The sequence below is a fragment of the Dactylosporangium sp. NPDC051541 genome (genome assembly GCF_044454505.1).
In the GTDB taxonomy this organism is placed as follows: Bacteria; Actinomycetota; Actinomycetes; order Mycobacteriales; family Micromonosporaceae; genus Dactylosporangium.
The window spans coordinates 911,648-937,077 of sequence record NZ_JBITDU010000004.1; the positions used below are offsets into that span (position 1 = coordinate 911,648).

The 25,430-nt window shown below is 70.9% G+C and carries 24 protein-coding genes; 16 read left to right on the top strand and 8 right to left on the bottom strand.

Annotation, left to right across the window (positions count from 1 at the left end):
- Nucleotides 1-46: 46 nt before the first annotated feature.
- The 10 genes from ACIA8L_RS23765 to ACIA8L_RS23810 all read left to right on the top strand — a co-directional run bounded on the left by ACIA8L_RS23765 (nt 47) and on the right by ACIA8L_RS23810 (nt 10,571).
- On the top strand, nt 47-1,012 hold the full coding sequence (locus ACIA8L_RS23765; protein WP_395907952.1) for a LacI family DNA-binding transcriptional regulator: 966 nt from the start codon (nt 47-49) through the stop codon (nt 1,010-1,012).
- A 171-nt stretch (nt 1,013-1,183) separates the two neighbouring features.
- Nucleotides 1,184-2,503, top strand: coding sequence for an ABC transporter substrate-binding protein (locus tag ACIA8L_RS23770; RefSeq protein WP_395907954.1), 1,320 nt, complete (start codon nt 1,184-1,186; stop codon nt 2,501-2,503).
- A 17-nt stretch (nt 2,504-2,520) separates the two neighbouring features.
- A complete protein-coding gene (locus ACIA8L_RS23775) occupies nt 2,521-3,459 on the top strand; it encodes a carbohydrate ABC transporter permease (protein WP_395907956.1) in 939 nt (312 codons plus the stop codon).
- Nucleotides 3,456-4,283: a carbohydrate ABC transporter permease gene (locus ACIA8L_RS23780; RefSeq protein ID WP_395907958.1), complete on the top strand. Its 828-nt coding sequence runs from the start codon at nt 3,456-3,458 to the stop codon at nt 4,281-4,283. Before ACIA8L_RS23775 ends, ACIA8L_RS23780 begins: the two co-directional genes overlap by 4 nt.
- Nucleotides 4,284-4,886, top strand: coding sequence for a hypothetical protein (locus ACIA8L_RS23785; RefSeq protein ID WP_395907959.1), 603 nt, complete (start codon nt 4,284-4,286; stop codon nt 4,884-4,886).
- On the top strand, nt 4,883-5,749 hold the full coding sequence (locus ACIA8L_RS23790) for an alpha/beta hydrolase (RefSeq protein WP_395907961.1): 867 nt from the start codon (nt 4,883-4,885) through the stop codon (nt 5,747-5,749). The genes ACIA8L_RS23785 and ACIA8L_RS23790 overlap by 4 nt, the downstream gene beginning before the upstream one ends.
- A complete protein-coding gene (locus ACIA8L_RS23795) occupies nt 5,743-6,714 on the top strand; it encodes a LacI family DNA-binding transcriptional regulator (RefSeq protein ID WP_395907963.1) in 972 nt (323 codons plus the stop codon). Before ACIA8L_RS23790 ends, ACIA8L_RS23795 begins: the two co-directional genes overlap by 7 nt.
- A complete protein-coding gene (locus ACIA8L_RS23800) occupies nt 6,711-8,174 on the top strand; it encodes an FGGY-family carbohydrate kinase (protein ID WP_395907965.1) in 1,464 nt (487 codons plus the stop codon). Before ACIA8L_RS23795 ends, ACIA8L_RS23800 begins: the two co-directional genes overlap by 4 nt.
- Before the next feature lie 19 nt (nt 8,175-8,193).
- Nucleotides 8,194-9,810, top strand: coding sequence for a fucose isomerase (locus tag ACIA8L_RS23805; RefSeq protein WP_395907967.1), 1,617 nt, complete (start codon nt 8,194-8,196; stop codon nt 9,808-9,810).
- A gap of 335 nt (nt 9,811-10,145) precedes the next feature.
- Nucleotides 10,146-10,571, top strand: a complete 426-nt coding sequence (locus tag ACIA8L_RS23810) for a hypothetical protein (RefSeq protein WP_395907969.1) — start codon at nt 10,146-10,148, stop codon at nt 10,569-10,571.
- Nucleotides 10,572-10,694: 123 nt separating this feature from the next.
- Here ACIA8L_RS23810 and ACIA8L_RS23815 read toward each other — a convergent pair whose 3' ends face one another.
- Nucleotides 10,695-12,365 (bottom strand): substrate-binding domain-containing protein, encoded by a 1,671-nt coding sequence (locus ACIA8L_RS23815; protein ID WP_395907970.1) that lies wholly within the window; start codon nt 12,363-12,365, stop codon nt 10,695-10,697.
- 352 nt (nt 12,366-12,717) lie between these two features.
- On the opposite strand from ACIA8L_RS23815, the gene ACIA8L_RS23820 reads away from it, so the two are divergent.
- The 5 genes from ACIA8L_RS23820 (at nt 12,718) to malQ (ending at nt 19,073) form a co-directional block, all read left to right on the top strand.
- Entirely contained in the window at nt 12,718-13,776 is a 1,059-nt protein-coding gene (locus tag ACIA8L_RS23820) for a hypothetical protein (RefSeq protein WP_395907972.1), read from the top strand.
- Nucleotides 13,773-15,410, top strand: a complete 1,638-nt coding sequence (locus tag ACIA8L_RS23825; protein WP_395907974.1) for a VWA domain-containing protein — start codon at nt 13,773-13,775, stop codon at nt 15,408-15,410. The genes ACIA8L_RS23820 and ACIA8L_RS23825 overlap by 4 nt, the downstream gene beginning before the upstream one ends.
- 67 nt (nt 15,411-15,477) lie before the next feature.
- On the top strand, nt 15,478-16,365 hold the full coding sequence (gene ppk2, locus ACIA8L_RS23830; RefSeq protein ID WP_395907976.1) for a polyphosphate kinase 2: 888 nt from the start codon (nt 15,478-15,480) through the stop codon (nt 16,363-16,365).
- A 137-nt stretch (nt 16,366-16,502) separates the two neighbouring features.
- Nucleotides 16,503-17,336 (top strand): MEDS domain-containing protein, encoded by an 834-nt coding sequence (locus ACIA8L_RS23835; RefSeq protein ID WP_395907977.1) that lies wholly within the window; start codon nt 16,503-16,505, stop codon nt 17,334-17,336.
- Nucleotides 17,337-17,363: 27 nt separating this feature from the next.
- The gene (malQ, locus tag ACIA8L_RS23840) at nt 17,364-19,073 is read left to right on the top strand and encodes a 4-alpha-glucanotransferase (RefSeq protein WP_395907979.1); all 1,710 of its coding nucleotides are present in this window, start codon (nt 17,364-17,366) and stop codon (nt 19,071-19,073) included.
- Here malQ and ACIA8L_RS23845 read toward each other — a convergent pair.
- The 5 genes from ACIA8L_RS23845 to ACIA8L_RS23865 all read right to left on the bottom strand — a co-directional run bounded on the left by ACIA8L_RS23845 (nt 19,070) and on the right by ACIA8L_RS23865 (nt 22,907).
- Complete coding sequence (locus tag ACIA8L_RS23845; RefSeq protein WP_395907981.1) at nt 19,070-19,699, bottom strand: hypothetical protein; 630 nt, start codon at nt 19,697-19,699, stop codon at nt 19,070-19,072. The two genes, malQ and ACIA8L_RS23845, sit on opposite strands and share 4 nt — an antisense overlap.
- Nucleotides 19,699-20,580 carry a hypothetical protein gene (locus ACIA8L_RS23850; RefSeq protein WP_395907983.1) on the bottom strand — a complete coding sequence of 294 codons (882 nt, stop codon included), beginning with the start codon at nt 20,578-20,580 and terminating at the stop codon, nt 19,699-19,701. Before ACIA8L_RS23850 ends, ACIA8L_RS23845 begins: the two co-directional genes overlap by 1 nt.
- Nucleotides 20,577-21,443, bottom strand: a complete 867-nt coding sequence (locus ACIA8L_RS23855; RefSeq protein WP_395907985.1) for an ABC transporter ATP-binding protein — start codon at nt 21,441-21,443, stop codon at nt 20,577-20,579. The genes ACIA8L_RS23850 and ACIA8L_RS23855 overlap by 4 nt, the downstream gene beginning before the upstream one ends.
- A complete protein-coding gene (locus tag ACIA8L_RS23860) occupies nt 21,440-22,261 on the bottom strand; it encodes a zf-HC2 domain-containing protein (RefSeq protein ID WP_395907987.1) in 822 nt (273 codons plus the stop codon). Before ACIA8L_RS23860 ends, ACIA8L_RS23855 begins: the two co-directional genes overlap by 4 nt.
- An 82-nt stretch (nt 22,262-22,343) precedes the next feature.
- The gene (locus tag ACIA8L_RS23865; RefSeq protein WP_395907989.1) at nt 22,344-22,907 is read right to left on the bottom strand and encodes an RNA polymerase sigma factor; all 564 of its coding nucleotides are present in this window, start codon (nt 22,905-22,907) and stop codon (nt 22,344-22,346) included.
- A gap of 86 nt (nt 22,908-22,993) precedes the next feature.
- Here ACIA8L_RS23865 and ACIA8L_RS23870 point away from each other — a divergent pair, with 86 nt between their 5' ends.
- Entirely contained in the window at nt 22,994-23,395 is a 402-nt protein-coding gene (locus tag ACIA8L_RS23870; protein ID WP_395907991.1) for an SRPBCC family protein, read from the top strand.
- Here the strand turns inward: ACIA8L_RS23870 and serS are convergent.
- Nucleotides 23,370-24,659 (bottom strand): serine--tRNA ligase, encoded by a 1,290-nt coding sequence (gene serS, locus ACIA8L_RS23875; protein ID WP_395907993.1) that lies wholly within the window; start codon nt 24,657-24,659, stop codon nt 23,370-23,372. The two genes, ACIA8L_RS23870 and serS, sit on opposite strands and share 26 nt — an antisense overlap.
- 37 nt (nt 24,660-24,696) lie before the next feature.
- A complete protein-coding gene (locus ACIA8L_RS23880; protein WP_395907995.1) occupies nt 24,697-25,374 on the bottom strand; it encodes a TetR/AcrR family transcriptional regulator in 678 nt (225 codons plus the stop codon).
- Nucleotides 25,375-25,430: the final 56 nt, after the last annotated feature.

Genomic DNA, 25,430 nt, shown 5'->3' on the forward strand with positions numbered 1-25,430 from the left:
TAGATCCTCGCACCTGGACTGTCAAGACGACCTACAGTGCAGTTTCATGGCCACGATCTACGAGGTAGCGGCGCTCGCCGGCGTCTCACCCGCGACGGTCTCGCGGGTCTTCAACGGCAACACGGTCTCGCCGGAGAAGCAGCGGGCCGTGCGCGACGCCGCCGCCAAGCTGGCCTTCACGCCCAACAAGACCGCCCGCCGGCTGCGCAAGCAGAGCTCCGAGGTGGTCGCGCTGCTGATCCCCGACATCGAGAACCCGTTCTTCACGGCCCTGGCCCGCGGGGTCGAGGACCGGGCCCAGGCGTCGGGCTTCTCGGTGGTCCTGTGCAACACCGACGACGACCCGGACAAGGAGCTGCGATACCTGCAGATCGCCGCGTCCGAGCAGATGGCGGGCGTGATCCTGGCACCTGCCTCGGATGAGGCAGATCTCGGTTCGATCGCCTCGCTCGGGCGCCCCGTGGTGGCCGTGGACCGGACCACGCCGTATCCGGTCGACGCCGTGAAGATCGACAACCGGGCGGCCGGCATCGCCGCGACCACGGCCCTCTTCGACTCGGGGTACCGCCGCATCGCCTGTATCGCGGGCCCCGTCGGCATCGAGGCGACCGAGGACCGGTTCCTGGGCTGGCGCCAGGTGATGACCTCGCGGCGGGCCAAGGTGCCGGACACCTACCTGCAGCACGCGAACTTCCGCGCCGACGGCGGGCACGCGGCCATGCGCCACCTCCTCGCCCTGCCCGAGCCCCCGGACGCGGTCCTGACCACGAACAACCTCATGGGCGTCGGCGCGCTCCAGGCGATCATGGAGGCCGGCGTCGACCCGGCCACGTTCGGCCTGGCGGTCGTCGGCGAGCTGCCGTTCATGTTCCTGACCCCGCCGGCCGTCGTGCAGATCCGGCTGCCCGCCCGGCACCTGGGCATCACCGCCGCGACGATGCTCCTCGAACGCATCGGCGGCGACAACCAGCCGGGCCGCACGATCGTCCTGCGCGCGGAGCTGGCCCCGTAACCCCCGGTCTATCGGGCGGCTACTGCAATCGATACCAGCTGGGAAGTTCCCTGATCAGGGCATGTTCGTCGAGCGTCTGGAGGAGTCCTTGACGAAATCGATTTCTTGGACTTCACTGTGCCCACCGCACCGCCTCCCAACCGCCTCCCAATCCGAGAGGGACGCAGGCTCATGAACACCCCGTTACGCAAGATCGCGCTGCTCTGCGCGACCGCCGCGCTCGCGGTATCACCCTTGGCGGGCTGCTCGAACAACGACACCGGCGGCTCGTCGGGCGACGGCAAGTCGCTCGAGATCGTCTACTGGAACTACGGGCCGGCGGCCGAGGCCGGCAACAAGGCCACGGCCGACGCCTTCATGGCCGCCCACGCCGGCACCAAGGTGACGCTCACCCCCGTCACCGGCGAGAACTGGGGCACCTACTACGCGAACGTGGCGACGCTCATCGCGTCCGGCAAGCACCCCGACCTCATGGTCATCTCCGGCGAGGGCGCCCAGTTCGTGCACGCCAACAAGCTGATCCAGCCCATCAACAAGTACCTGGAGTCCGACGCCGAGGCCAAGACGATCACCGGGGACATCGCCAAGGGCCTCATCGACGGCTTCACGGTCAAGGGCGACGTCATCACGCTGACCTACGGCTGGAACGACATGGTCGTCTACTACAACACCGACGTGTTCAAGGCGGCCGGGGTCGAGCCGCCGAAGGCCGACTGGACGTGGGCCGACTTCGAGGCCACGGCCAAGAAGCTGACCGCGGACACCAACGGCGACGGCAAGCCCGACCGCTACGGCTTCACCTGGGCCAGCAACGAGATCTTCCCCGGCATCATGCCGTGGGTGGCCAACGCCAACGGCAACCTCACCAGCGACGACGTGTGCAAGGCGACGGCCGACACCCCGCAGGTCAACAAGGCCGTCTCGTTCCTCGACAACCTGATCAAGGAGAACGTCGCCCCGGCCCCGATGCCCATGAGCGATGTCTTCACCCGCTTCCAGAACGGCCAGGTCGCCATGTTCGGCGCGGGCCGCTGGCCGATCGCCACGCTGCTGCCCGGGTTCAAGGCGTTCGACATCCAGCTGTACCCGAAGGGCGACACCTACAAGACGGTCTTCGGCGGCGCCGGCTACCCGATCCTCAAGTCGTCCAAGAACCCGGACCTCGCGTGGGAGTACCAGAAGTTCACGGTCTCCACCGACATCGAGAAGCAGTACGTCGGCACGCCCGAGAAGCCCGGCGACTCGATCCCCTCGCGCCGCTCGCTCGCGCAGACCATCTCCAAGGTCGGCGTGCCGCCCGCGAACTCGGACCTGTTCTACGACAGCATCGACAAGTACCCGACGCTCGTGCCGTACCCGGCGCCGGCGAAGTACAGCGCCTTCGAGTCGACCGTCCTGCGCCACCTGCAGCTCATCTTCGCGGGCGAGAAGACCGTCGACGCCGGGCTCAAGGACATGCAGGGCGAGCTGAGCAGCATCGTCACCTGCTGACGGAAATGGCTGACCTCATGACAACCAGCAGCACCCCTCCGGCCGCGGTCCTCGCCGACCCCGGCCGGGGGGCTCCCCCCAGGCGGCGCCGGGACGGGCTCGCGGCCCTGGGCTTTCTGTCCCCGTCGATCGTCACCTTCCTGGTCTTCGTGTTCGCCCCGACGGCGGGCGTGCTGTACCTGAGCTTCTACGACTGGAACCTGCTCAGCGACGGCGAGTTCGTCGGCCTCGACAACTTCGACCGCCTCGTCCACGACGAGCGACTGCTCGGGGTGTACGGCTCCACCGCCTACATGGCCCTGGTCATCCTGGCCGTGAACGTGGTGGTCGGCCTGCTCCTGGCCGTCCTGCTGGAGACCCGGATGCCCAGGTGGGTGCGCGGCTTCTTCCGGCTGTCGTTCCTGTTCCCGTTCGTCGTGTCGGCCTCGGCCGTCGCGCTGATCTGGCGGTTCCTGCTCAACAAGGACCTCGGCCTGGTCAACTACACCCTCGGGCTGCTCGGCGTCGACCGGATCGACTGGCTCGGCTCGTCGGCGTTCGCCCCGATCTCGGTCATCCTGGTCAACTCCTGGAAGACGATCGGCTTCTCGATCCTGGTCTACATCGCCGGCCTGCAGGCCATCCCGGACCAGCTGAAGGAGGCCGCGATCGTCGACGGCGCCAACGCCTGGACCCGATTCTGGCGCATCACGTTCCCGATGCTGTCGCCGACCATCTTCTTCCTGGTCGTCATCAACACCATCAACTCGTTCCAGATCTTCGCCGAGCCGCGGGTCCTGACCCAGGGCGGGCCGGGCGATGCCAGCCGCACCATCGTGGAGTACCTCTATGACCGCGCGTTCGGCGACTTCGACCTCGGCTACGCCTCCGCCATCGGTATCACGTTCATGCTGGTCCTGATCGTCCTCACGGCGATCCAGTTCCGGCTCTCCAGAAGATGGACGTTCTACGATTGAGCCGCATCGCCGCGCGCGTCGCGACGTTCCTGATCCTGATCGTCGCCGCCATCGCCATCACCGCGCCGTTCCTGTGGATCTTCCGGGGTGCGTTCTCGGCCTCGGACGCCGAGCTCTACCGGCTGCCGCCGTCGTTCGACCCGGACAACGTGACCGGCGCGAACTTCGGCAAGGTCACCGACCAGGTGCCGTACTTCCGGTTCTTCCTCAACTCGATCGTCGTGTCCACCACGATCACCGTCGCGCAGCTCATCACCTGCTCGACCGCCGGCTACGCGTTCGCCCGGCTCAAGTTCCGCGGCAAGGGCATCCTGTTCGCGGTCGTCATCGGCTCGCTGATGATCCCGATCCAGGTGACGATCGTGCCGCTGTTCCTGGTCATGTCGAAGCTGCAGCTGACCAACACGCTGTGGGCGCTGATCCTGCCCGGCATCTTCAGCGCGTTCGGCATCTTCCTGCTCCGCCAGCACTTCCTCGCGCTGCCCTTCGAGCTGGAGGAGGCCGCGAAGCTGGACGGCGCCGGGCACGTGCGGACCTTCGTGCGGGTCATCCTGCCGCTGTCCGGCCCGTCGATCGCGACGCTGGGCATCCTGTGCTTCACGTACTGGTGGAACGACCTCCTGCTGCCGCTCGTCATGATCAGTGACACCGACCGGCAGACCCTCCCGGTGGGCCTGGTGCTCCTCGCGGGCCGGTTCTCCACCGGCTCCCTCGGCACCATCGCGGCCGGCATCGCCATGGCCATCGTCCCGGTCCTGGTCGTGTTCATCGTGGCCCAGCGCTACATCGTGCAATCGATCGCCTCAAGCGGATTGAAGCTGTAAATGGAAACCACCACCCTCCCGGCCCTGACCTGGTCCGGCGCCACCGCGTGCTGGCACGAGCTGCCCCGCACCCTGGCCGCCGGCGCCGTCACCGTCGCCTCCGCCGTCCCCCTCGCGGCCGCGCTGCTCGCCGGCGCGCCCCGGGCACTGGCTGCCATCGCCGTTCTGCCGGTGGCGCTCGCACTGACCGGCCTGGCGTCGTTCACCGCCCCGATCGCCGACGGCGACGGACCTTCGCTGCCGGCGTTGCGCCGGGTGGACCCTGTTCTCGCCCTGCTGCTCTCGGCCGCCGGTCTGGCCCTGCTCGCCCCCTGGGGTGTCGTGCCGGCCGCGGCCGTCCTGCTCGTCGGGCCCAACGCGCTCGCATACGGTGCGGTTCGAGGCAAGCGCGGCCTGGCGGCGCTGCGCGGCGGGGTCATCCTCGCCGCGTACCGCCCCGCCTGGGCCCTCACCCTCACCGCGCTGACGGTCATCGCGTTGTTCGCCGCGGCCGCCTCCGCCGGGGTCCTCGCCTTCGCCGTCGCCCCGCTGCTGCTGACGATCGCGTCCCGTCAGACCGCCGCCCTGCTGGCCGAGATCGACGCCCTGCAGGCGACCCGATGATCCGCGAGTCCCTCACCGACCACCTCCCGGACGGCCCCCTGGACGTCGCCGTCGTCCGCGGGATCGACGACCGCCTCCGTGCGCAGAGCCCGCCACCACTGCCCGTGCGGGCTCCGACGGTCATCACGGTCGAGGGCGTGCCCGTGCGGTTGCACGGCGCCGGAGACGCCTGCGTCCTGTGGATCCACGGCGGCGGCATGGTGCTCGGAGCGGCCGAGTACGAAGACGCGTTCTGTGCCGACCTCGCGGCCCGGCTCAGCGCTGCGGTCGTGGCGGTCGACTATCGCCTGGCACCCGAGCACCCGCACCCGGCGCCCCTGCGCGACTGCCGCACGGCCCTGGCATGGTGCGCCAACCGGTTCGAGCGCGTCGTCGTCGCCGGCCGCAGCGCCGGGGCCGGACTCGCGGCGGCGCTGTGCCTGCTGAACCGGGACGAGCACGGCCCGGCGATCGCGGCCGCGCACCTCTACTACCCGATGCTCGACGACCGGCACGAGACGCCGAGCGCGCGGGAGAACGCCGACGCCCCCGTGTGGAACCGGCGCCTGGCCGACGTCGCCTGGGCCGCCTACCTCGGCGACGGCGTGGCCGATGCCTACGCCGCGCCCGCCCGGGCGACCGACCTGCGGGGGCTGCCGCCCACCTACATCGACACCGGCTCACGCGACCTGTTCCGCGACGAGGACGCCGGCTACGCGCACCGCCTCGCCGCCGCCGGGGTGCCGACGGTGTTCGAGCTGGTGCCCGGGGGCGTGCACGCGTTCGAGCTCTTCGAACCCGAGGCCGACCGCAGCGTCGCCACCGAGGCGCGGCGGCTCGAACTGCTGCGCCGGTCCCTGCTCGAGGGTTTCCGGACGTGGTGACGATCTACGAGGTGGCGGCCCGGGCCGGGGTCTCGCCCGCCACCGTCAGCCGGGTCATGAACGGGGCCAAGGTCTCACCCGAGTCCGAGCGGCTCGTCCGGGCGGCCGCGGCCGAGCTGGCGTTCACCCCCAACCGGACCGCCCGGCGGCTGCGCGGGCAGCGGTCGGCGGTGATCGGGCTGATCATTCCCGACATCGAGAACCCGTTCTTCACCGCCCTGGCCCGCGGGGTCGAGAACCGGGCCCGGGCCGCGGGATTCTCGGTCGTGCTGTGCAACACCGATGAGGACCCCGACCGGGAGGCGACCTACATCGACATCGCCCTCGCCGAGCACATGGCCGGCGTGATCCTGGCCCCGGCCGACGACGCCAGCGACGTGAGCCGCCTCGTCGCGCACCGGCGGCCCGTCGTCGCCGTCGACCGGAGCCTGGCCCGGGCCGACATCGACGCGGTCACCGTCGACAACCGGGCCGGTGGCCGGTCCGCGGCCGAGTCGCTGTTCGCGGCCGGCTTCACCCGGGTCGCCTGCATCACCGGGCCCAGCTCGGTCGAGACCGCGCAGCTGCGGATGGCCGGCTGGCGGCAGGCGGCGGCCCGGCACGGCGGCGACGCCTACCTCGAGGAGCTGCTGCGCTACGCCGACTACCGGGTCGACGGCGGCCGGCAGGCGATGGCCGAGCTGCTCGCGCTGCCCGTGCCGCCCGACGCCGCGGTCGTCGCCAACAACCTCATGGCGGCCGGGGCCCTCGACGCGCTGCACGACGCCGGCCTGGCCCCGCCCGGGTTCGGCCTCGCGGTCTTCGGCGACCTGCCGTTCGCGTCGTTCGGCCGCCGCGGCATTCGGGTCGTCGACGTCCCGGCCCGCGAACTGGGCGAGGCCGCCGCCGCCCTCCTGCTCGAACGCATCGACGGCGACGCGGGTCCGGCGAAGACTGTGGTGCTGCGGACCAGGGAGCAGCAATGAGCCTTTTCTTCGGAGTCGACATTGGTACTGCCAGCAGCAAGGGCGTGCTCGTCGACGCGGACGGCACCGTGCTGCGCGGCGCGGTCCGCGAGCACACCGTCCAGCGCCCGCAGCCGGGCCACGTCGAGATGGACGCGCATGTCTGGTGGGACGAATTCGTCTCCCTCGCCGAGGAACTCACCGCCGGCGTCACCGTCGACGCGGTCGGGGTCAGCGGCATGGGGCCCTGCGTCCTGCTGACCGACGGCGACGGCACTGTGCTGCGCCCGGCGATCCTCTACGGCGTCGACACCCGCGCCACCGACCAGATCGCGGCCCTCACCGAGCGGCTCGGCGGACCCGGCGCCATCCGGGAGCGCTGCGGCTCCGAGCTCTCGACGCAGGCGGTGGGGCCGAAGCTCGCCTGGCTCGCCGAGCACGAACCGGCGGTGTTCGCCGCCGCGCGGCAACTCTTCATGCCGGCGTCGTGGCTCGGGTACCAATTGACGGGCTCCTATGCTCTTGACTTTCACTCGGCCAGCCAGTGCACGCCCATGTTCGACACCCACGCGCTGGCCTGGCACCGCGAATGGGCCACGCTGATCGCGCCGCGGCTGGAGCTGCCGCCGCTGCGGTGGCCCGGGGACGTCACCGGGACCACCGGGCGGGCCATCGCCGGCATCCCGGCCGGGACGCCCGTGATCACCGGGACGATCGACGCCTGGACTGAGGCCGTGAGCGTCGGTGCGCAGCGACCCGGCGACCTGATGCTCATGTACGGCACCACGATGTTCCTCATCGCGACCGTCGAACGGCCCCTGACCAGCCCCGTGATGTGGGGAACGGTCGGTGCGTTCCCGGGCACCCGCAACCTCGCGGGCGGGATGGCCACGTCCGGCGCCGTGACCGCCTGGCTGCGCGACCTCACCGGCGCCGGCTATCCCGAGCTCCTCGCCGAGGCCGAGGCGTCCGGGCCCGGGGCGCGCGGGCTGCTGATGCTGCCGTACCTGGCCGGGGAGCGCACGCCGATCATGGACCCGGACGCCCGCGGTGTGATCGCCGGGCTGACGCTGTCGCACACCCGGGGCGACCTGTACCGGGCCGCGCTCGAAGCGACCGCGTTCGGGGTCCGGCACAACATCTCGGCGCTGCGGGACGCGGGTGCCGGCATCCGGCGGGTCGTCGCGGTCGGCGGCGGCACCAAGGGCGGGCTGTGGACCCGGATCGTCTCCGCCGTCACCGGCCTGGCGCAGGTCGTGCCGCGGGTGACGACCGGGGCCGCCTACGGGGCCGCATTCCTCGCGGCCTGTGCTGTCGAGCCGTGCGACATCGATGCCTGGAACCCGCCCGCCGAGGTCGTCGAGCCGGTCCCTTCCGAACGGACCGGGTATGACGACCGCTACGCGCTCTACCGCGACCTCTACCCGGCCACCCGCACCATCGCCCACACGCTCGCGGCCCGCCAGCGGCCGCACGCGTGACATCTCCCGGAGGACCCTGATGAGCACCTACACCCTCCCCGCCGCCCCCACCCGCCCGGCCGCCGAGCCCGACACCGTGTACCTCGTCGCCAGCGGCGACCTGCGCCCGGCCGCGAACCGCGCCGGCTGGCCGACCCAGCAGCGGATGGAGGCCGACGTCACCGCCGCGTTCGCCGAACTGGGCTGGTCCGTGCACCGGGCGCACGAAGGCTTCATCGACAGCCAGCGGATGGGCCTGGAAGTGTTCAAGACCATCCCGCCGGACGCGCCGCTGGTCGTGGCCGAGGCGGTCTGGCAGTACTCCCACCACATCCTGGCCGGCCTGCGCACCCACCGCGGCCCGATCCTGACGGTCGCCAACTTCGCCGGCGACTGGCCGGGCCTGGTCGGGCTGCTCGGGGTGAACGCCGGCATGGCGAAGATGGGCGTCGAATACTCCACGCTCTGGTCGGTCGACTTCACCGACGACTGGTTCAGGGCCGGCCTGCGCTCCTGGGTCACCACCGGCACGGTGCGGCACGACGTGTCGCACGTACGCGACCTGCCGGCCCTGCCGGACGATCCGGAGACGCGGCTCGGCCGGGCCCTGGCCGCGCAGCTCCTCGCCGACAAGGCCATCATCGGCGTGTTCGACGAGGGCTGCATGGGCATGTACAACGCCATCATCGACGACGAGCTGCTCAACCCGATCGGCATCTACAAGGAGCGGCTGTCGCAGAGCGCCCTGTGGGCCGAGATGCAGCGCGTCCCGGACGCCGAGGCCGACGCGGTCGGGGCGTGGCTGGTCGCGAAGGGCATGACATTCCGGCTCGGCACCGACGAGGCGACGGAGCTCACCGAGGCGCAGCTACGGTGGCAGTACAAGATGTACGTCGCGGCCCTGCGCATCAGCGACGACTTCGGCCTCGACGCGGTCGGCATCCAGTATCAGCAGGGTTTGAAGGACATCTGCCCCGCCTCCGACCTCGCCGAGGGCCTGCTCAACAACGCCGACCGCCCCCCGGTCACAACCCGCGACGGCCGCCGCGTCCTGTGGGACGGCGTCCCGCTCCCCCACTTCAACGAGGCCGACGAGGGCGTGGCCGTGGACGCGCTCGTCACCAACCGCATCTGGACCGCGATGGGCCTCGACCCGGCGACGACGCTGCACGACGTCCGCTGGGGCGAACAATATGACGGGCAGTTCGTGTGGGTCTGGGAGATCTCGGGCTCGGTCCCGGCCAGCCACTTCGCCACCGGATACGCGGAGGCGGAAGGCTGGCGCCAGGACCCGGTCTACTTTCCCCTGGGCGGCTCGACGATCAAGGGCATCTGCAAGCCCGGCGAGGTCGTCTGGAGCCGAGTCTTCGTCCAGGCCGGCCAACTCCACGCCGACCTGGGCCGTTCAACCGCCGTAGCACTACCCCCCGAGGAGTCGGACCGCCGCTCCAAGGCCACCACCCCCGCTTGGCCCATCATGCACGCAGTCCTGCACGGCGTGACCAGGGACCAGTTCATGGCCAGGCACAAGGCGAACCACTTGAACGTCGCCTACGCCCCAGACCCCGAAACCGCCGACAAGGCCCTCCAAGTGAAGGCCGCGATGCTGGCCACCCTAGGCGTAGAAGTCCACCTATGCGGCAACGTAAACCTGTAAAAAAAATTCTTTACCGCCGAAGGCGCCACGGCCCGCTACCACCGAAAGACGACCACGACGGACCCGCCGGATAATCCACGAACCGCAACCAACAAACCGCACCCAAACTACGGTCGTAACCACGCTAATCCGGTAGTTCCCATCGGCCGAGCTCACATTGCGGTGCCCCTCCAAGCGGGTCAGGAAGGGCGTGTACGCCATCTGAAATAGCGACAGATGCACATGATATCCAGGTTTGAAATAATCAATGCATGCGGGGGCAGATAGGTCTTCTCAGCCAAGGCGAAGTGGCGAAAATGCGCGATCGGACCCGGTCGCGGAAATACAGCCCGATAGTGGAGAAATTCCGGCGCGAGCACAAAGCGCAACGCGACTGGGGACTCGAACAGCGGCACCAGGCCAAGCTCCGCCGGACCTATGGCGACAACGTGCCGGCCACCGAGGAAGAGTGGCTCGCGGCTCGGGCGGCTCGCTTGGCGCAGCTCGCCGATGCGCCCGAGCCCGCTGAGCCGCTGGTGCAGGTCGAGGAGCCGGTGCGGGTCGAGGAGCCGGTGCCCGCCGCAGACGCTTGTGTCGCTGAGCCGGAGACTACTGCGCCCTCGCGTCGGTGCGTTGGGGTTCGGGTGGGGCGGGTGCGGCGGGTGCGGGGCGGGGTCGCCCGGCTGGAGGGGCACCGCGATGTGCGCTCGGCCGATGGGAACTACCGGATTGGCGTGGGCGCGACCGTAATTTGGTTGCGGTTTGTTGGTTGCGGTCCGTGAATTGGCTGGCGGGTCCGTCGTGGTCGTCATTCGGTGGTAACGGGCCTTGGGTGGATAAAGGAGGAGAAGAATAAAGGAGGGGAAGAATATGCGGGCGGAATTGCATTTGGCTTGCTGTTCGTGTTATTCGTGTAGGCCGCCGGCTACTACGTGGATGAATGCTGCCTGCACGTCGTCCGAGCTGGAGGCGTTGTCTACGTAGGCGCCTAAGGGCTGCAGGGCGGACTTCAATCGGTCGGCGGCGTCCTTTTTTGCCAACACCACGACGCTGATTGTTACTGGGCGCTCGGAGTCTTGCAATGCCTTGAGCGTCTCTACCATTGTGGCTACTGCTTGGGCGTCGGCGCTGTCCTTGTTGGCGTCGTCGGTGAGGATGAAGATCTGGTTGAGCATGTCGTCGTGCCAGTCGTCGCGGACTGATTGGTAGGCGGCGACGATTGTGTCCAGGAGGCCGGCGCCCGGCTTGTGGGTGTTCAGCGTGTTGACCGACCTTGTGAAGGCGGCCCTTGACGTGTCGTCGAGGCGGTCGGTGGGGAGGAGTTTGCGGTAGCCGCCGGGCTGGCCGGGGCCGATCTCCCACAATCCCAACCTTGAACCTACCGGCATCAGGTCGCCGACCGCCCGGCAGCCGGCCTTCAGCGTCTCCAGGGCTGACTGCTTGCCGCCCGCTGCGGTCGTCGCGCCGGGGGTGCCGCCGGGGCCCGTGCCGGTCATGTCGACGGCGATGAGCAGGTTGCCGCGGCGGTCCTCGGCGTCCCAGGTGGCGAAGACGTGCTGCACGTGGTGGGCGGCCAGGACGGCGAACGGCTCGGCGGTCGGCTCCGGTAGTGCGGAGCCGCCCTCGAACGGGGGGCGGGTCTGGCCGGGGCCGCGCAGACCGGCGGCGTTGATGGCCTGGCGGACCTGGGTGGTGCCGAACGCGGCCAGGAGGCGTTTGAGCGCGGCGGCGCGTTTCGGGTCGGCGGCCGCGGCGGCGGTGGGGAGCCAGCTGTAGCGCATGAGGGCCGTGTTGTCCGCACCGGCGATGTAGACGCGGCTCTGGGCCAGCTCCATGATCGGCAGCAGGGCGTACTCAGGGACCAGGCCGACCTCGCCGGGCTCGTTGGGGGTGGCGGCCAGGTCGTGGTTGACGGTCCGGGTCACCGCCATCGCGTTGTTGAGGGTCAGCGACGACGAGTCCATGCCCTCCTTCATCCAGACCGCCTCACCCACGGCGCCGGCGGCGACGAGGCCGTCGCCGGACAGGGCCGGGTCGCGGACCACCATGCGCACGCCCGGGGTCTTGGCGTCGAGGAGGTTGGCCAGGGCCAGCCAGCCGCCGCCCTTGTCCTTGATCTTCTCCGCGGTCGGGCCGTCGGTGACCATGAAGATCGGCGAGGTGGCCAAGGTCGTCCCGGCGCTGGTGTCGCGCTTGGCGGCGCCGTCCTTGTCGGTGGGGACGAGCAGGCCCGGCGGGGCGGCGGTGGCCCAGGCGGCGTCGTCGGGCATCCACACGTCGGCGCCGAGCTGGGCGACCTGCCCGGCCGCGGGGCGCCCGTCGGCGGTGGTGACGTCGAGCAGGATGCAGTCGGGTTCGGCCCGCAGCTCGCGGCCGGCGGCGGAGACGACGGTGGAGAACGACGAGGCGGTCACCACGCGCAGGGTGGACGGGCAGTCGGAGCCGTCGGTGCCACCCGCGTCGTCGCGCAGCACATACCAGCCGGCGGCGGCGACGAGGCCGACGGCGAGCAGGAGCACCAGCCCGCGCATGAGCGCACCGAGCGTGCGTGAACCCGCCTGATGCTTGCCTGTCACCGCTACCTTCCGAGCGCCGAAAATCGGGAAGTGCCCTGATCGCGGGCAAGTATGACATCGAGGGCAGCGGATTCAGGGCCCCGGTCAGCCAGTCGGGCAAGATCATGAGCCGTTCGGGCGACGCATTCTCCGCAGAACCGGCATTCGGGTGGACGCACGGTGAGCCGGCCGATACGCAGGCGGAGTTCCGTCGGAAATCCGGCAGATCACCGTTCTCACGTAATGGACGGAGACGCCCAACATGCGGGCGGACCGACCACAATCGATTCACAGTCCACAGTGGACCACATGAACGCGGTCTGAACAGGGTATTGACTGCCGATGATTGCCGGCATGGCGCACAATCGGGGCCGTGAATCGGATCAGGCCCCTGATCATCCTGGTGGTCGTACTGGCGATCTTCGGCGCCGTCGGCGGGTGGCTGCTCGGCCGCGCCGACATCGGCCGTGCGGGCGGCACCACGGAGCTCAAGGCACTCGTCGGGTCCGAGAAGCTCGCCTACTTCAACGACCCCGCGGTCAAGCAGGCCCTGGCCAAGCACGGCTGGTCCGTGCGGGCCGACCAGGCCGGGTCCCGGCAGATGCCGACCCGCACGCCCGGCTACGACTTCGCCTTCCCGAGCAGCCGGGCCGCCGCCGCCGAGATCCGGGCCCACGCCCACGCCGCCGGCGACGACGTCGTCGTGTTCTCCTCACCCCTGGCCATCGCCACGTTCAGCCAGATCGTCGACCTGCTGCAGGTCGCCAAGCTGGCCGCGCGCGACCCCGCCGACCGGGTCTGGCGGCTGGACCTCAAGGCCCTCGCCGACGCCAACCAGCGCAACCTCAAATGGACCGACATCCCCGGCAACACCACCCGCCCGGTCGCGCAGAACGTGCTGGTCGCCACGGCCCGCCCGGCCGACTCCAACTCGGCGGCGATGTTCGCGTACCTGCTCAACCAGGCCACCGGCGGCAACATCGGCGCGATCGCGAAGCTCTTCACTGACCAGGGCGCCGTGGACAGCACCAGCGAGGAGCCGTTCGAGGCCTACCTGCGCACCGGCGGCAACTCGGCCCCGATGGTCCTGGTCTACGAGGCCCAATTCGTCGACCAGGCGGTCAACGTGGGGTTCAAGGGCCAGGAGACGCTGCTGTACCCCACGCCGACCGTCATGTGCCGGCACACCATCGTGCCGCTCAGCGACAACGGCGTCACGGTCGCGAAGCTCCTGGCCGGCGACCCCGAGCTGCAGCGGCTCGCGGCCAAGCACGGGTTCCGCACCGCCGACGCATCGCTGAGCGGGCCGGTCCTGGACAAGGTCCGCCCCGGCGACGCGGCGCTGCCGAAGACCGTCGACGGCGCCCTGGCCGACCCCGACTTCCAGTCCCAGCAGGCCCTGCTCAAGTCCCTCGAGGAGAAGATGTCATGAAGCCCAGGCGGCGGCTCGGCGCGGCGGTCCTGGCGGCGGCGGTCCTGCTCACGGCGGCCTGCACCCAGCCGCCGCCGACGCCGAAGGCCACCGGCGAGGGCCCGTACCTGCGCGGCTCCGGGACCCTGCGGGTGCTCGCCTCCAGCGAGCTCGCCGACCTGCAGCCGATCCTCGACGGCGTGCGGGCGGCCACCGGGGTCGAGGTGAAGCTGCAGGCCACCGGCACCCTCGACGGTGTCGAGAACGTCGTGTCGGGCAACGCCGCCAAGAGCTACGACGCGATCTGGTTCGCCAGCAACCGGTACCTCCAGCTGCACCCCGACGCCGGTGGCAAGATCGGCACCTCGACCAAGATCGCGACGTCGCCGGTCGTGCTGGGCCTGCGCGAGTCCGTCGCCAAGCAGCTCGGCTGGGCCGAGCACCGCCCGTCCTGGTCCGAGATCGCGGTCGCCGCCGGCGAGCACAAGTTCAGCTACGGCATGACCAACCCGGCCAGCTCCAACTCCGGCTTCTCCGCGCTCGTCGGGGTCGCCGCCGCCCTGGCCGGCACCGGTGCCGCGCTCACCGCCGACCAGATCGCCCCGCTGACCCCGCGCCTGCAGACGTTCTTCAAGGGCCAGAACCTCACCGCGGGCTCGTCGGGCTGGCTGGCCGACGCGTTCGCCAAGAACGCCACGGAGCGCAACGCCCAGGCGGTCGACGGGCTCATCAACTACGAGTCGGTGCTCCTGTCGCTCAACGCCTCGGGCAAACTGCCGGAAAAACTTTCGCTGGTGTACCCGTCCGACGGCGTCGTCACCGCTGACTACCCGCTGACGCTGCTGTCGGGCGTACCGGAGCAGACGAAGACCAATTACGCCGCCGTGACCGACTACCTGCGCCGGCCGAGCGTGCAGACCGAGATCATGGGTCGGACGTGGCGCCGACCGGCAGTACCAAATATCGCTCTGGCTCCGGCGTTTGGTCCTCAAGGCGGGGCCGGGCTGCCGGAGTTGCCGTTCCCCGGCAAGCTGGAGGCGGCCAACGCGCTCATCGGGGCGTTCGGTGACGATCTGCGCAAGCCGGCCCGGACCATCTACGTGCTGGATCTGTCGGGGTCGATGAAGAACGAGCGGATCGAGGGCCTCAAGAACGCGCTGATCGGCCTGACCGGCGTCGATACGAGCCTGTCCGGGCAGTTCAGCCGGTTCAACGGGCGCGAGCAGGTGCTCATGGTCCCGTTCAGCACCAAGCCCGGCGCGGTGACCCGGTTCGACGTCCCCCAAGACAACTTCCAGCCGGCGCTGGACCAGATCCGCGGCTACGCCGGCGGGCTCAAGGTCAACGGGGACACCGCGATCTACGACGCGCTGTTCGTCGCCTACGACCAGGCCGCGGCCCTGGCCAAGGAGGACCCCGACCGGTTCACGTCGATCGTGCTGCTCACGGACGGCGAGGTCACCGCGGGCGCCCGGCTCGACGCGTTCAAGGCGCGGCTGCCGCAGCTGGCCAAGGTCCCGGTCTTCACGATCCTGTTCGGCGAGGGCAACGTCGGCGAGATGCAGCAGATCGCGGACCTGACCGGCGGGCGCAGCTTCGACGCCCGCACCGGAACACTCCCGGCGGCGTTCAAGGAGATCCGCGGGTACCAGTGATGATCATTTGTCGGCTGTTCAGACCTTGGCAGTGGTGCTCCGCCGGGGTTTGGGGTACCACCGAGGGATGACGGAACTCTCGCTCGACGACTACCTGGTCGAGGACGACGACGATGACGACCCGGTGCTGCTGCGCAAGGACGGCCAGCCGGTCGACACGTGGCGGGAGGACTACCCCTACGACGAGCGGATGACCCGCGACGAGTACGACCGCACCAAGCGCCTGCTGCAGATCGAGCTGCTCAAGCTGCAGAACACGATCAAGGACCGGGGCGACCGCCTCGTGCTGCTCTTCGAGGGGCGCGACGCGGCCGGCAAGGGCGGCACGATCAAGCGCTTCATGGAGCACCTCAACCCCCGCGGCGCCCGGGTCGTGGCCCTGGAGAAGCCCAGCGAGCGGGAGTCGACGCAGTGGTACTTCCAGCGGTACGTCCGGCACCTCCCGGCGGCCGGGGAGATGGTCCTGTTCGACCGGTCCTGGTATAACCGGGCCGGCGTGGAGCGGGTCATGGGCTTCGCCAGCCGGGCGGAATATCTGGAGTTCATGCGCCAGGCCCCGGAGCTGGAGCGCATGCTCGTCCGCTCCGGCATTCGGCTGGTCAAGTTCTGGTTCTCGGTCTCGCGCAACGAGCAGCGGACCCGGTTCCTGATCCGCCAGGTGGACCCGGTCCGGCAGTGGAAACTGTCGCCGATGGACCTCGCCTCGCTGGATAAATGGGACGACTACACCGAGGCCAAGGAGGCGATGTTCTTCTACACCGACACCGCCGACGCGCCGTGGACGGTCGTGAAGAGCAACGACAAGAAGCGCGCCCGGCTCGAGGCGATGCGCCACGTGCTGAGCCGGTTCGACTACGAGGGCAAGGACCCGGACGTGGTCAGCGCGCCCGACCCGCTGATCATCGGCCCGGCGGCGCTCGCCGACGACAAGGCCGACGACGCGCCGAGGTTGTAGTTGGCTGTAGGAGTTGGTCTTAGGAAATGCCCGACCCTGGGGTGAGTAATGACGCGCCGACGGGTTGAGTAGAGCAAGTCCGGGATTCACGCTCACGGCGTTCACGACCCGGTCATTCACGTCGTAATGTGTTCCCCGTGCGGGAGCTTGGGGCGGCGTTGTTCGGCCAACACGTCACGCTGTCTTACTCAAGCGACGACCACATTCGTGAGGTTCTTACGGAGTTCGCGCAACGCGCAGTCAGCGCCGGTCACCGCGTGGTGATCTTCCTGGACACGGACTCGGCCGCGCTGGCCCGGCAGGTCACCACCGATGTAACCGGTGCCGCCCCCGGCCAGCTCAGCCTGCTCCGCTACGGCACCGGTCAAAGTGGTTCCTTCGGCGGCGCGCTGTTCGGCGTGGCCGACATGCTGGCCCTGCTGCAGCGGCTCGCCGACGACACGCTCCGGGCCGGCTGGCCCGCGATCTCCCTCGCCGGCCAGATGACGTGGACCGACCGCCCCGCGTGGACCCCGACCGACCTGTTCGCCTACGAGCACCAGGTCAACCGCTTCTTCGGCGACCCCCGCGTCACCGGCCTGTGCCTCTACGACCGGCGGCGCTTCGGCAAGGAACTCCTCGCCCGCATCGGCGCCGTCCACCCCGGCCCCCTGCTCGGCTTCACGCTCGGCGGCTGGGGCTCGCACCTGCGGCTCACCGGCGAACTGGACGCCTCCAACACCGAGTCGCTGCCGTCCATCCTCGAACTCGTCGCCGGGTCCGACACGGTCGTCCTGCTCGACGCCAGCGACCTGTCGTTCGTCGACGCCGCCGGGGCCGGGCACATCGTCCGGTTCGCCGCCTCCCGCCCGCACCGCCACACCGTCGTGCGCTGCGGCCGGGGCGTGCGGCAGGCGTTACAACTGGTCGGCGCCGGGTCCGTACCCAGTCTGGTGATACGCGATCAGGTGCCGGCCGTATCCGCTTCGTGATCCTCCGGTTGGGGTAAGACTTGGCGCGTGTCTGATGAGTCGCTCTCGCTGGAAGCGCTGGCCGCCGCCCGTGGCGTCGCCACCTGGTACGAGACCGCCGGTCACCGGCGCGTCGACATCGACCCCGCGGACGTCCGCTCGGTGATGGCCCTCCTGGAGCCCCGGACCGCCGCGCCCGCGCCGGTCACCGCCGGGGTCTCCCTCCCGGAAGTGCCGCGCACGTGGGGCTGGATGCTGCAGCTGTACGGGGTCCGCTCGGCCGGCTCCTGGGGCGTGGGCGACTTCGCCGACCTGGCCGCGTTCGCCCGCTGGGCCGCGCTCACCGGGGCCGGGGCGGTCCTGGTCAACCCGCTGCACGCCGTCGCGCCGGTCGACCCGATGCCGTCGTCGCCGTACTCCCCCTCGTCGCGGCGCTTCGTGAATCCTCTGTACCTGCGCATCGAGGACCTCCCCGAGTACAAGTCCTCGTCCACGCAGGCGCAGGTCGACGCGCTCCGGCCGCCCTCGGCCGACCTCATCGGCTACGACGCTGTCTGGCGCGCGAAGCGGGCGGCGCTGGAGCGGCTGGCCCCGGACGACATTTCCGACATTTCCGAAATGTCGCCTGCGCTGCGCGATTTCGCGACCTACACCGCGCTCGCCGAAGTGCACGGCGTCGACTGGCGGACGTGGCCCGAGGAGCTGCGCCACCCCGGCCCGGCCGCCTACGAGGCCGCCGACCCGGCGCGGGTCCGGTTCCACGTCTGGCTCCAGCAGCGCTGCGCCGAACAGCTCGAAGCGGCCAACGCCGCCGCCGCGGGCATGGCCGTCGGCATCGTGCACGACCTCGCCGTCGGCATCGACCCCGGCGGCGCCGACGCCTGGACCCTGCAGGACGTCATCGCCCAGGGCGCCAAGGTCGGCGCCCCGCCGGACGCGTTCAACCAGCAGGGTCAGGACTGGGGCCTGGCCACGTGGAGCCCGGACCGGCTCGCCGCGACCGGCTACGCCGCCTACCGCGACCTGCTCCGCGGCATCTTCGCCCACGCCGGCGGCCTGCGCGTCGACCACGTGGCCGGCCTGTGGCGCCTGTGGTGGATCCCGCCAGGCCAGGGCGCGACCCACGGCGCCTACGTCCACTACGACCCGGAGGCGATGCTCGGCGTCCTGATCGAGGAGGCCGTCCGGGCCGGCGCCGTCGTGGTCGGCGAGGACCTCGGCACCGTCGAGCCGGTCGTCACCGAGACACTGCAGGAACGCAACATCCTAGGCTCGGCGGTACTGTGGTTCACCCGCGACGACGACGGCAAGTTCATCCCGCCGACGCAGTGGCCCGCGAACGCGATGGCCAGCATCTCCACTCACGACCTGCCGACCGCGACCGGCTTCCTCACCGGCGAACACGTCCGGGTCCGGGCCGGCATCGGGGTGCTGACCCGGCCGGTGGAGCAGGAGGAGGCCGCCGCCGCGGCCGACCGCGCCGCGCTGCTGGACCTGCTGGTCGCCGAGGGCCTCGCCACCGCCGAGAGCACCGACGCGGAACTGGTCGTGGCCATGCACCGGCTCCTGACCCGCACGCCGTGCCGGATCCTGCTGGCATCCCCGTACGACGTGCTGGGTGAGCCCCGCCAGCCCAACCTGCCGGGGACCTCGGAGCAGTACCCCAACTGGCGCATCCCGCTCCCGCTGACCTTGGAGCAGCTCACCGCCGACCCGCGGATGCTGCAGATCGCGGAGCTGTTCCAGGAGTCGGCCTAGGATCGGCTGGCGCGCGGCGAGCGGTGCAGGTGCCACCACGGGGCGTCGGCCAGCGCCGCGACGAGGAGCAGGGCGGCCAGGGCGCCGGCCGCCGCCCAGCCGGCCGTGCTCAGGTGCCAGCCGCGCGGGGTGGTCGTGGCGTAGGGGAAGACGGCCACGTGGTCCTCGAGCGGCCGGACGAGCGCCCAGGCCGTCGCCGCCGGGACCACGGCGGCCGCGAACAGCAGGCCCGGCGAGGCCTCGCCCCGGGCGCGGCGCCAGCAGGCGACGGCGGCGCCCGTCGCGACCGCGGCGAGCCCCTGGACGAGGACGGCCCCGGCGTGGCCGAACGCGGCGCCGTCACCGACCCGGGCGACGCCGAACGCCCAGACGAGGACGAGCAGCGCGACGGCGGGGCTGCGGGCCGCGGTCCGCCAGGCGAGCCCGCGCGGCGCCGGGTCGACGACCGCCATGGCCGTCTCGTCGAAGCACCACGCGGCCGCGCCGGCGAGCAGCCCGACGGCCGTGCCCTCCAGCGGCCACAGCACCCACGGGTTCCAGCGGACCAGCTCCATGAGGACCACGACGAGGCCCGCCGCCAGGGTGACCCGCCCCCACGGAACCGCCCTGGCGGCGTGCCGCAGCATCAGCAGCTCGTGCAGACGGCGGGGTTGACGACGCTCCCGGTGTAGCCGGCCGTCATGGTCAGCACCCCGAGCGCGACCCCGACGACGGCCAGGCCGATCGCCGCCTTCCCGAGCCGCGACCGGTCGGACTCGGGGTCGTGGCGGACGGCGACGACGACGCCGATGGCGCACACCGTCACGAGGTAGAGCACCCACAGGAACGGATTGCCGGGGTTGGTGGTGAAGTGGTGCTCCCCCGGCCCGCCCGCGGCGGACTGGGTGAGGAAGTACGTCCAGAACCAGAACACCCGGTACGGCTGCCCGCCCGCGACCAGGCCGCCCTGCAGGAGGATCGTGACGATCACCAGGAGGACGGAGGCGACGGCGGAGATGCCGCGCTTGGGGAAGTACCGGGCCAGGAGCAGGCCGAGCAGCGGGCCGCCGACGGCGCACAGCACGCCGTCGCCGACCATCTGGGCGAACACGAAGGCGTTCGGGATGCCCGGCGGGACGACGTACGCCGCCGGCGGGTGGACATACCAGGTGACGACCGCGGCGACGAACGACACGACCGCGATCGCGAGCGGCACGACGGTGGCCGCGGCCAGGGCGAGGGTCCGGGTCCGCTCCGGGACGGCGACCGCCCCGGCCGCCGCCGCGGCGTGGTCGGACCGGCGGGTCAGCCCGTACATGACGACGAGGCCGAGGACGCCCAGCAGGGCCGCGGGCGCGATCATGTAGGACCCGCTCGACGTCGGGTCGTCGCCGGCGAGCATCACGACGTCGACGGCGAGCGTCAGGGCGGCTCCGAACCAGAAGAGCTTCGCCCGCAGGTAGTTGCGGATCTCCTGGCCGGCCAGGACGGCGAAGGTCGAGCCCGCATCCGGGATTGTCGCACTCATGGCTGCACTCCTTGTCTCGTGCGCTCCGCCGAGCGGAGCAGCAGGTACGCGTCCTCGACCGAGGGGTCGACGACGAAGGAGTCGGGAGCGGGCTGCCCCCCGACGGACCGGACCAGCCCGGTTCCGGTCTTCCAGGACTGGACCGCGCCGGAGCCGGCGGTCGGTCCGAGGTGGACACGGCCGGCTGCCGTGGCCAGGAGCTCGGGCACCGTGCCGTCGAAGTGGATCACTCCGGCGTCGATGACGAGCACGCGGTCGCACAGGGCCGAGACGTCCTCGGTCTGGTGCGTCGCGATGAGCACCGTTCCCGCGAGGCCGGAGAGCAGGCCACGCAGGGACGCGCGCTGTTCGGGGTCGAGCCCGGTGGTGGGCTCGTCGAGGATGAGCAGGTCGGGCGCGCCGACGAGGGCCTGCGCGATGGCGAGACGGCGGCGTTGACCGCCGGACAGCTTCGACACCTTCACCGCGGTGCGGTCGCCGAGGTCGACGAGGTCGAGCACCCGCCGCACCTCCCGGTGCCGCTCGCCGGCGTCCTTCCACTCCTTGAGCACCGCGATGTAGTCGACGAACCCGAACGCCGTCATGCCGCGCGGGAAGGTCACCTCCTGCGGGCAGTAGCCGAGCCGGCGGCGCGCCGCCACGCGGTTCGCGTGCGATGCGGTGACGTCGAAGCCGGCGATCGTGATCCGGCCCGCACTCGGCGGCAGTGCCGTGGACAGCAGGCGCAGCAGCGTGGTCTTGCCGGCGCCGTTGGGGCCGAGCAGGCCGATGATGCCGGGCCGGAGATCGACCGAGATCGGCCGTACGACGGTCGTGCGGCCATAGGCCTTGGAAACCCCGTCGAGGTGTGCGACGACACTCATTGCTCGCCTCCCTGCAGCCGCAGCGTCGAGGTACGCAGGATCAGTACCGCGGCCAGCGCGAAGCCGGCCACCGCGAACGCCGCCTGGACGACGGGCACCGTGAGCGCGCCGACGGCGTCGTTCGTGCGCACGACGACGACCGTGCCCACCCACAGCGAGGCCACCAGCGCGCCCGTGACCCGCGCCTCCAGCCAGGTGAGCAGCACCAGCGCCCCCACCGTCAGGCCGAGCGACGGCGCGAGCCAGACGAACGCGAGGTCGTTCAGGCCGGGTACGACGAGCCCGATCGCCGCCGTCGCCGGCAGCGCCACGACCAGCGCTGCGGCTGTGCGCAGCAGCGCGAGCCGGAGCTTGCTGTACGGGGTCGGTGCCGTCACCTCGCGGATCGGGTCCAGCGCGTCGTAGGAGACCACGACGGCGAGGACCGGCGCCAGGGGTGCCATCGCGAGGAACACCGCGTCCCGGTTCACCGGGCCGAGGCCGGCGAATCCGACCAGGATCGCGCACGCGATCGCGAAGCCGACCGCCGCCGCCCAGGGCACCAGCAGGGAGTCCGCGGTGAACAGCAGCACGAGGTCGTCGTCGCGGACGCCCAGCCGCCGCAGGAGGCGGACCAGGACGGGCGGCGCGGGCGCGGTGATCGTCTCGCGCACCGCCGTCCAGATCGTCTCCTCCGTCCCGGCCGGCGCGTGGCCGCGGGCCGCCGCCCGGCACTGCGCGCACCCGGTGACGTGGGCCTCCACCGAGGCCTCGGCGGCCGGGTCGAGCCGCCCACCGGCGTATGCCACCCAGACCCGATCATCCACGTGCCAGCTCATGCTGTAACCTCCGCAGCCTTCGGCGCTGAAAAGCCGGACGAGACAACGCATGAGCAACCACTCCGCTTCGCTCCATGGCCGCTCATGCGCACGCCTCCCGGCTCATCAGGTGCTCGCGCAGCTTCGCCTTCGCCAGCCGCACGCGGCTCTTGACCGTGCCCTGCGGGATGCCGAGCAGCCGGGCCGCCTCCTTCGTGGAGAGCCCGTCGACCACCGTCGCCTGCAGCACCTGCCGCAGCTCGGGCGACAGCGAGCGCAGCGCGTCACCGACCGCGCCGTGCTCGACCGCGACCAGCAGCTCGTCCTCGGCGCTGCGCACGGTCGGCGACAGCGCCGAGAGGTCCAGGCCGGCGATCGGGGTCGGATTCGCCCGCTTGCGCAGGCGGCTCACCAGCTGCCGGATCGCGATGCCCCACAGCCACGCGCCGACGTCGCCGTCGCCGCGGAAGGAGCGCGGGTGCTGCCATACGGCGACGAACGTGTCGTGCAACGCCTCGTGGGCCAGGTCCCGGTCCGGTGTCTTGCGCAGCAGCCGCAGCAGTAACCACGGCGAGTGACGCTCCACGATCTCGCGGATGGCGGCCTCGTCCCGCACGGCCACCAGGCCGAGCAGGGCCGGGTCGCTCAGGCCGGACAGCTCTCGCATGCCCACACTGTCGCGTCCCGCCCCCGGATCGGATCACCGGACGTCGAACTTTTTTTTTCCGGGCACCGCACACTGAGCGAGTGGCGATGCGACGGGACACGGCGGTGGACGGGCCCTGCGGCGCCGACGAGGTGTGGGATCGGTATGTGCGGCCGCGGCGGTGGCCGGAGTGGGCGCCGCAGATCCGGTCGGTCGACTACGCGGGCGAGGTGATCACGCCCGGGACCGGTGGGGTCGTCCACGGGGTGGGCGGGGTGCGGGTGCGGTTCCGGATCCTCGACGTCGACGGCGGCGGGCCGGTCAGGCGGTGGGTGTGGGCGGTGTCGGTGCTCGGCGTGCGGATGCGGTTCGAGCACCTCGTCGAGGCGCACGGGCGAGGGGCGCGGACCCGGCTCGTCGTGGCCGGGCCCGCGCCCCTCGTGCTGGCCTATCTGCCCGTCGCCCGGGCCGCCCTGACGAGGCTCACTTGCGCTTCGACGGCTTCGTGATGCGGTCCGTGCCGACCTTGTCGCGCAGGACCTCGGGGATCAGGACCGAGCCGTCGGGCTGCTGGAACTGCTCCAGGATGGCCGGGACCAGGCGGCTCGTGGCCAGGGCGGAGCCGTTGAGCGTGTGGACGAAGCGGTTGTTCTTCTGGCCGGGGACCCGGTAGCGGATGCCGGCGCGGCGGGCCTGGTAGTCGCCGGCCCAGGAGACCGACGAGATCTCCTTGTACTTGTCCATGCTCGGCATCCACACCTCGATGTCCAGGGTCTTGCGCATCGAGGCGCTGGCGTCCTTCGCGGCCAGCAGCGAGCGGCGGAAGTGCAGGCCCAGGTCGAGGACCATGGACTCGGCGTAGTCGACCATCTCCTCGAGGGTCTTCTCGCCGTCCTCGGGCGCGGTGAACTGGAAGATCTCCACCTTGTTGAACTGGTTGCCGCGCACGGTGCCGCGCTCGTCGGAGTGCGAGCCGGCCCGCTCGTCGCGGTAGCAGGGCGTGTAGGCGTACACCCGATGGGGCAGGTCCGCGGTTTCGAAGATCTCGTTCTGGAACGCGCCCAGGATCGCGGTCTCGGACGTGGGCAGCAGGAACCGGCCGCGCTCGCCCTCGGCCGCGGCGATGTGGAAGACCTCGTCGTAGAACTTCGGGAACTGGCCCGCGGCGTAGCCGGCCGAGTCGAGCAGCAGGTGCGGCGGGAGGATGAACTGGTAGCCGGCCGCGAAGTGCCGGTCGATGAACCAGTTGATCAGGGCCCACTCGAGGCGGGCGCCCCAGCCGGTGTAGATCCAGGAGCCGGAGCCGCCGAGCTTGGTGCCGCGCTCGTAGTCGACCAGGCCGAGCTCGCTGGACAGCTGCACGTGGTCGCGCGGGTTGTCGAGCTTCGGGGCCTCGCCGTAGACGCGGACGACCTGGTTGGCCTCCTTGCCGCCGCCGACGACGTCGTCGGCCGGGAGGTTGGGCAGCTCGCTCATCGCCGTGTCGAGATCCCGCTGCGCGGCGGCCAGCTGCTCCTCGAGGGACTGCAGCGCGGCCTTGGCGTCGCGGGTGGTCTCGATGGCCTGGCCGGCCGCCTTGGCCGCGGCGAACGCGCGGGCCTCCTCCTTGCGGCGGGCCCGCTCGGCGTCGATCTCGCCGATCAGCTCGCGGCGGCGCTTGTCCAGCTCGGCGATGGAACTGAGCGCGCGGGACACCTCGGACGGATCGAGCCTCTTGGACAGTCCGGCCTCGACCGAGGCCCGGTCCTTGCGAATCAACTCGATGTCGAGCATGCCGCGGCGCACCTTCCACACAGAAACAAAGGGACGCTCAGGATGCTACCGGGCGGCTCGCAGCCATTTTCTCCACCGCGCCTATCAGCAACTGAATGCCGAACGCGTAGTAGCGGTCGAGGTCGGGCAGCGTGTGGTAGGTGTCGGCCAGGCGGACCATCTGCGGGTAGCGCTCGGCGGAGAGGCTCTGCAGGTGGATCCGCTGGGTGCGCAGCCACTCGTCAATCTGGTCCGGCGGCACCTGCGGCGGCGGGCAGCCGGGCTGGCCCTGCACCAGGCCGATCGCGGAGTTGAGCAGGTAGGTGGCGACCCAGTAGCCCTCTTCGAGGTCGAAGCCGGCCCGTTCGAGCAGGCCGAGGGCGTCGTCGGTGGCCCGGGTGAAGCTTTCGACGCTCTTCTTGTCGGCCGCGTGCAGCAGGTCGGGCAGGCACGGGTGGGCGCGCATGGCCCGCACGAGCGCCTCGACCATCGCCCGGAGCTGGTCGGGCCAGGGGTCGGAAGCGGACCGGTCGGCCCGGACGTCGGCCAGTACGTGGTCGATGAGGCCGAGGAGCAGTTCGTCCTTGTTCTTGAAGTGCCAGTAGAGCGCCATCGGGGTGACGCCGAGCTCGGTCGCGAGCCGGCGGATGGTGATCGCGTCCAGGCCCTCGCGGTCGCCGATGCGCAGCGCGCGCTCGGCCACGGCGGTGCGGGTGAGTGAGGTCTTCGGCGGCACTTGACAACTGTACAACGTATGGGATGTCCTGTACAACGTACATGTACGACGTACAA